3 protein-coding genes are annotated in these 7,327 nt (G+C 67.0%); all 3 read right to left on the bottom strand.

From position 1 onward, the window contains the following. Window positions 1-1,412 (bottom strand): formyltransferase family protein (locus A3764_RS10900; protein ID WP_269085020.1); only part of this gene is annotated, 1,412 nt, incomplete at its 3' end. Continuing rightward, window positions 1,409-2,428, bottom strand: a complete 1,020-nt coding sequence (locus tag A3764_RS10895) for a glycosyltransferase family 2 protein (RefSeq protein ID WP_067920065.1) — start codon at window positions 2,426-2,428, stop codon at window positions 1,409-1,411. The genes A3764_RS10895 and A3764_RS10900, both read right to left, overlap by 4 nt. Window positions 2,429-2,431: 3 nt before the next feature. Continuing rightward, a partial coding sequence (locus A3764_RS10890) for a KR domain-containing protein (protein WP_150122141.1) occupies window positions 2,432-7,327 on the bottom strand: 4,896 nt, incomplete at its 5' end.

The raw sequence follows: 7,327 nt of genomic DNA, 5'->3' as shown, positions 1-7,327 counted from the left end.
ACGGCCCCCCCGGGGGTAAGGGCAAGGCAGAGCGGTGCCGCTGCCAGATCGCCCCCGTTAGGCGAAAGGGCGAAGGGCGGCACGCGCAGCCCGCCAATCTCTGGATCGCGGGCGGGCAGGTCCGCGAAGAAGCCGCATTGCGTAGCGGGATCGGACAGGGCCGCCTCCATCCCGGCTACGATTTCCGCAAAAGCCTGCTCCGGCGCGGCGGAAAGGCGCAGCGGCACCCAATCCGCGAGGAGCGAGGTATTGCGCGGAACATGCAGCGCCATATCCCCGCTTTTCCGCCCCGCCCCGCGCAGCATCGCAAGCCCGGCGGCAGCAAGCATTTCTGCCGGGGTGGCCCCTTCGGGCAGGCGGAGCCTGACGGTTTCCCGCGCGCCGTCGGTACCATCACGGACGAGGGGTACAGGCAGCGGGTCCAGTTCGGCCAGCGCCCGGCGCCAGTGGCTTTCGTGACGCGCGGTCGCGCGGAGTTCCGCATCGGGCAGCCGCTCGACGGGTGCCAGCACATCGCCAAAGGTGAAATGATCCCGCGCATCCACGGCCTTCCCCTCCGGCGTCATAAGCTGCGAAAGCTCGAGCGCACCTTCCACACAGCCCAACGTGATCCCCTGAGCGGTCACGGCCAGTACCTCGCCGGGATCACCCCGCGCCTCGCTCACCGCCGCGGAACCGATGCAAAGAAGGGTCTCACCCGCCATCAGTTTCGGCAGGGTAAGCGGGTTCCACCGCCCCCCGAAATCGAGCGCCCGTATCTCGCGCAGCACCTCTGACGCAGACGCTCGCCCATCAATCAGCCCGAGCCGTTCGGGGCGGGCATCGCCTGCAAAATAGTGCCGCCTCGAAAGATCCTGCGGCTGGCGGTCCAGCCGCCCCTTTTCCATCTGGCGCAGGACATCGGCAAAGGTATCGAGCCCGGCGGCATAGCATTTCGCATTGAGCGTCAGCGCGGTTTCATCTGCGTCGATCCCGAAGTCCTCGCGGACCAGGACGTCACCCTCGTCAACCCCGCCTTCCATCAGGTGCCATGTGACCCCATGCGCATCCGCCCCGTCGAACAGCGCCCAGGCGGGCGTGTTCAACCCGGCACGTTCGGGCAGCGGCCCATCGTGAAAGTTGATTGCCCCAAGGCGCGGGCAGCGCAGAACGGCATCCGGAAGGACCCGCAGGTTCGCGATGGAAAGCACCCAATCCACCGGCGCGTCCTGCGTGAGTGGCGGAAGCTCTCCCGGATCGTGGCGCACCGGCAGGTCCCGTCCCATGGCCCAGTCCCGCACCGCGGATGCGCGGGTGATCACGCAGGCGATCCAATGGCCCGCGTCCAGCAGGATGTCACCGCAGGCGATGGTCAGGCTTTCGTCACCGACCAAAGCGAAGCCGAGGCGGTCCGGCGTGAAACTCTTGTTCATGTTCCATCCTCGGGTTGGGCACCCTCATCTTTCACGGGGAGCGAAGCCGCGCGGAACCGAATGCCCATGGAATGGCGCATCAGGTCACCCAGATGCAGGGTGGACTGCAGGGGCCGGCGCAAAGAGACGACGCACCGCAACCCGTGCAGCAGATTGCCCGCCACATGCGACATGACGGTTGCCGTATGAACCGCCCGGCCATGGTTCTTCACGAAGTAATGCCGCCGCGAATCGTACCAATAGGGCGGTTTTCGCTGTGCCCCCCGCAACCCGGTGGAAACCGAACCCAGATGCATGGCCCGGGCTTCGGGGACATACCAAGCCTCCCACCCGGCGCGGGCCGCGCGCAGGCAAAGGTCCGTTTCCTCGTAATAGAGGAAGAACGTCTCATCAAAGAGACCCACTTCCTCCAGCATCTCCATCCGCATCATGAAGCTGGCACCGGCGACCCAGTCCACCCGGACGGTTCTTTCGGGCACCGGCATGGGCACCACATGCCGCCAGAGCAGCCGGGTGAGCACACCGATACGCGCAGCGGTCTCGAACTCTCCGGCGACGGAGGGAAAGCGGAACGCGCTGTTGTGTACTTGTCCGTCCTCGCCGCGCAACTGGCTGCCCGCGAATCCGGCCCGGGGATGGGCGCGCATATGCTCGATCAAGAGGCCGATGCACCCTTCGTCCAGAAAGGCATCCGAATTGACGAGCATCACGAAGTCCGGCGCTCCGCCGTCGGACATGCCTGCGCGCACCGCGATATTATTGCCCGCACCAAAACCGCCGTTCACATCCGACAGGATCAGCCGCACGCGGGGGTCGGCATCCCAGCCACGCTCACTCATGCCCTGTTGCAGCTTGACCGCCGACCCGTCGGGGGACGCATTGTCAACGATCGCGACTTCGGCATTGGCGGCGGGCAGATCGGCCAGAACGGTCGCGGCGGACCGCAGGGTCATCTCCGGCGTGCAGTAGTTCAGCACGACGACCAGCAGCCGGGGGTCGGAAGGCAATCCTGTCATGGCCTACTCCGCCGCCGTCGTGCGGGAGGACGCAGCGCCCTGCGCGCCGTCAAGGGCCATGCGAATGACCTCCGCCAGTTCCTGCACCAATACGGTTACATTGGGGGTCAGCACCATGCTGTCGTGGTCTCCGGGCACTTCGATCACCTCCACCCTCGGCGCATGGGCGCGCCATCCATTGTCCGGCCAGACATAGTGCCGCTCGCTGGAAATCCACCGGCCCTCGGCGCCTTTCCACCGACGTTCGAGCGGCGGACGGAACAGGGTCATCGGCCCCTCCCACCGGGGGGGCGTATAGCGGGACGTGGCGGCGATGAAAGCATCCTCCATCTTGCGGTTGTTGAATTCGGCACCGCCCGGGGCGGGGGCCTCGCTGCCGGTCAGCTCGCGTTCGTCCTGAAGCCGCTTCCACACACGACGCTCGCGGAACCAGTCGAGCGCATAGCGCGGCCCCGCTTCACGTATCTGTTGTAGCTTGATGAGCGCCTTGTCCTGCGCCTGCAACGGCGGGCGCAGGGGCAGCGGCGTGTCGAGCATCGCCAGAACGGCCACCTCTTCACCGGCATCGCGCAGCTGCTGCGCCATCTCATAGGCGGTGATCCCGCCCCCCGAATAGCCCGCCAGCAGATAGGGCCCCTTGGGTTGTACCTGCCGCACCTCCGTCAGGTAGTCGCGCGCGGCATCAAGTACGGTTTCATGCGGCGGCTCATCCCCGATGAGCCCGCGCGCCTGTATGCCCCAGACGGGACGTTCCCCGCTGAAGGACATCGCCAGATGGCGCAGGTTCAGCACATTGCCGAACATGCCAGCCACGATGAAAAGCGCCGGGGCCTCGTCTTCTCCGCCCTGATTGAGCGGCACCAGATACGCGTGCCGCATCGAGGGGGAGGATGCTTCGGGCTTGCGCAGGGTGGCGGGGGCATTGTCTTCGCCCGCACCCGCGTTCTGCCCCGTTTCCTCGGCGATCAGCGCGGCGCAAAGGGTGATGGTGGGCGCCTCAAACAGCGTGGAGATGGGGAATTCCACCCCGAAGCGGCGCTTGATGGCCGCGAAAAGCCGCACCGCGATGAGCGAATGCCCCCCGAGGTCGAAAAAGCTGTCCTGCGCTCCGACCGGGGAAACACCCAGCAGCGATTCCCAAATCTCGGCCAGGTCCGCCTCGATCCCCGGACGGGGGGCGATAAAACTGTCGTCCACATCCGTCCGTTCGAAACTCCGGCCTTTCTTCGCCGGGGCGGCCACGGGCATATCCGCCTGCGCGATGAGCGCAGACAGCGGCATGGACGACACGATGACCTGCGGCAGCCCTGCCGCCATGGCGCGGCGCAGGGCGCCCGGCCCTTCGACGCCGCGGATCCCGTTGCGCAGGAGCGCCGCGAACTTCTGTTCCTGCGGGGTAAGCTCGGGCGTTTCCCTGCCGTCTTCGGCAAAGGTCACGTCGCGTTCGGTCAGGGCGGACGCTTTCAGCCCCCCGGCTAGCCGGGTCATGGCAAAGCCGCGCACCTCTACCAGAACGTGCCCCCAGTCATCGCAGATCGTGACGTCGAAGACGCCGTCGCCATCCCGGGCACGCCCGCGCGTCCGTACCCAGGACCACAAACGCCCCGTGAGCGGCCCATGCACCGTGATGGACCCGTAGGACACCGGCACCCAAAGATGCGCGGGTGTATAGCTGTCGATCAGCGAGACGGCCCAGCCGGTCGCAAGGTCCATGAGACCTGCGTGCAAAAGATGCCCCGCCGCGACGTCATCCGCGAAGGAGCGCGGCAGGCTGAGCCGGGCAATCCCCTCGCCTTCCCCGAACGCGGTTTCACGCAAGACGTGCCAGCGCGGACCAAAGACGAGATGCGCCTCCTGGGGGGATGTCAGATGCCCCGCTTCCGGCGCCTTTTCCTGCAATAGACAGCGGGCGCGGATCGCTCCGGGGTCGATGTCCCGGGTCTGCGGTGTCTTGCGGGGCGACAGATGCGCTTCGGCGTGCAACTGCCATGCGGCGCGCCCGTTGAGGCGGCAGGCGCTGCGGACCTCTGCGCTGAACCCATCCGGCCCCGGTTGCAGGATCACCCGCAGGGCGCGCTCTTCGTCGTTTGCCAGTTCCAGCGGGCGCAGGAAATGCAGGTCGGCGATCTCGAAGCCCTTGAGCCCCTGCGCGCGGGCGGCTTCGGCCAGAAGCTCCACATAACCCGTGCCGGGCAGCACCATGCGACCATCGGCGGTGCGGTGATCATCCAACATCCAGACCCCGGGATGCAGCATCGTTTCGTATACCGGCGCGCCCTTGCGATCCGTCTGCACGGATTCCAGAACCCCTGCCCCCTCCAACCTGCGGGCCGGTAAAACATCCGCGGGCCGGCCGGGCAGCAGCCGCGCCGCCATGCCGGTATCTGCCCAGACACCCCAGTTGATCGTCACAACGCGGATACGCCCGCCGCGACGGGCCTGCGCATAGGCATCGAGCCATGCGTTTGCCGCGACATAATCCGCCTGCCCGGCAGCGCGGATCGCTGTACTGGTCGACGAAAACAGCACCATCCAGTCGAGCGTGCCATCCGGCAGAAGCCGGTCGAGCACCCGCAGCCCCTGTACCTTGGGGGCGAGGACCGCCTCCATCTCAGCATCGGTCTTGCCCAGCAAAGGCGCATCGTGAAGCCGCCCGGCGGCGTGAATGACGCCGGTGATGCCCCCGAAACGCTCGGCAAGATCGCCGATCACCCGGCGCATCTGGGCCAGATTGACGACATCTGCGGTGGCAAGGGTGACGCTGCCGCCGCCCTTGGCGGCCAGCGCCTCCAACCGACAAAAGGCCCGGATGCGCCGCGCGGTGCCGCCACCCGCCGGGGTAGATGAAAGCAGATCGTCCCACTCCGCCCGGGGCGGCAATGCGCTGCGGGACAGCAGCACCACATGGGCGGACCTGTCCTGAAGGATGTCAGCCGCCAGCGCCTGACCGATCCCGCCGAAGCCCCCGGTAATGAGATAGACGCCGCCATCACGGTAAAGCGGTGCCTCCTCCGCGGCAGAAGCATCTGGCAAAGGAAGAGCGCGATAGGACAATTCGTAGCGGCGGCTGCCCCGGTGGGCCGCCTGCAGGTTGCGCGGGTCGGCCAGCAATTCTTCGAGCATGAGGCCCGTCAGCAGGGCATCGCCCTCTTCTTCGTCCCCCCCGTCGGGCTGTATCCAACGAGCTAGCCAGCCCTCTCCGGCTTCCGGTTCGGCGGGGGCTTCGATGTCGACGATTGCGCAAGTGAGGCCGGAAACCTCCCTCGGCAGTACACCGGCTGGCCCCACTACCATGGCCTTTTCCGGTTCGCTCAGCGCCTCATCCCGCACGCTGACCGCACCGCAGGTAAAGACGGTCAGATGCACGGGCGCCTCCGGCATCGTCTCTGCCAATGCCTGCCCCAGCCATGTGACGCTCCAATAGCCCTGTTCGATATTCCGGTCGAAGGCGCTGCTGCCCGGGCGCAGCCACGGGTTCTGCTCGGCCAGCCAGAAATGCCCGATCCGCTCCGGCAGGCGGTCGGCCTCTTCGAGCGCGGCCAGCAATTGGGCATAGCCCGCCCGCCCCTGTTCCGGCGCCAAAGCAAAGCGATGGGGGGAGACCTGCGCGAACGCATCCCCGGCGATCACCTCGATGACCTCATGGCCGGCGTCCCGCAAGCGGGAAGCAACCCCTTGGGCCAGCCCTGAGCGGTCCATGAACATGAGCCACCGTTGCGAATGCTCCGCCAGCGCTTCCAGCGCCTCTTCGCCCCCGGCGGCATGGCGCTGCCGCCAGCGCGGCACGTGACCCCAATGCCCGATATCGTCGATCCGCTCGGGCTCAGCCACCGGGGGCAAGACCGCCTGTTCGCCCGGTTCGATGAAATAGCGCGCCCGCTGGAACGCATAGGTCGGCAGCACCACGCGGTTGCGCCCTGCCGTGCCCCAGATATGGGTCCAGTCCGCCTCGACCCCGCAGGCCCAGAGCCGCGCGACCGTACCGACAAACCACGCGTCATCCTCGATGTCCTGCGTGGGGTGGCGCAGGGTGTTGAGCACCTGTGCGGGCGCGATATCGCCGTGCATCCCGGCCAGTGCCCCCAGCGTACGCCCCGGGCCCACCTCCAGATAGACGAGGGGGCCTTCGGCAGCGAGCCGGGTGAGGCAATCGGCGAACATCACAGGCTGGCGAAGCTGCGCCACCCAGTAGTCCGGGTCGGTCGCTTGTTTGGGGGTCAGCGGCTCGCCCGTGCGGTTCGACATCACCGTGATCCGGGGCGCCGAAAGGTCGATCCCGCACAGGAAATCGCGGTAACGGTCGAGGATCGGGTCCAACATCCTTGAATGGGCGGCGATGTCGATATGTACCGGCTGCCAGTCGATGTCAGCCGCATCGAGCCGCTTTTCCAGGTCGCGCAATGCAGCCCGCGGCCCCGAAACGGTCACCAGTTCCGCCCCGTTCACCCCGGCAAGATCGAGGTCCGGTCCGAGGTGCGCCGCGATGTCGCTGCGCGATGCGCTCACGCTGATCATGCCGCCTTCGGGCACGCTGTCGAAAAGCTGCCCGCGCAGCAGCACGAGGTCGATGCAATCCTCGAAGGACATCACCTCGGCCAGACAGGCGGCGACGTTTTCGCCCATGGAATGGCCCACCATCGCGGCAGGCTCGAGACCCCAGCTTTGCCAAAGACGTGCCAGCGCGTATTCCACGATCATGATGAGCGGCAGTTGCAGTGAGGGGCGGCGCAGGCGGGCTTCGGCCTGCTCTGCCGCCGGCCCCCTGGCCAGCCAGAGCGCGCGAATGTCAGCGTCGATCTGCGGCTGCAGGTGATCAAGACCCCGGTCCATCCATTCGGCAAAGACCGGCTCCGTCTCGTAGAGATCGCGCGCCATGCCGGGGTATTGCGCCCCTCCCCC

It is taken from the genome of Sulfitobacter sp. HI0129, assembly GCF_001635395.1.
Lineage (GTDB): Bacteria > Pseudomonadota > Alphaproteobacteria > Rhodobacterales > Rhodobacteraceae > Sulfitobacter.
This window is presented reverse-complemented; position numbering and strand designations above follow the sequence as displayed.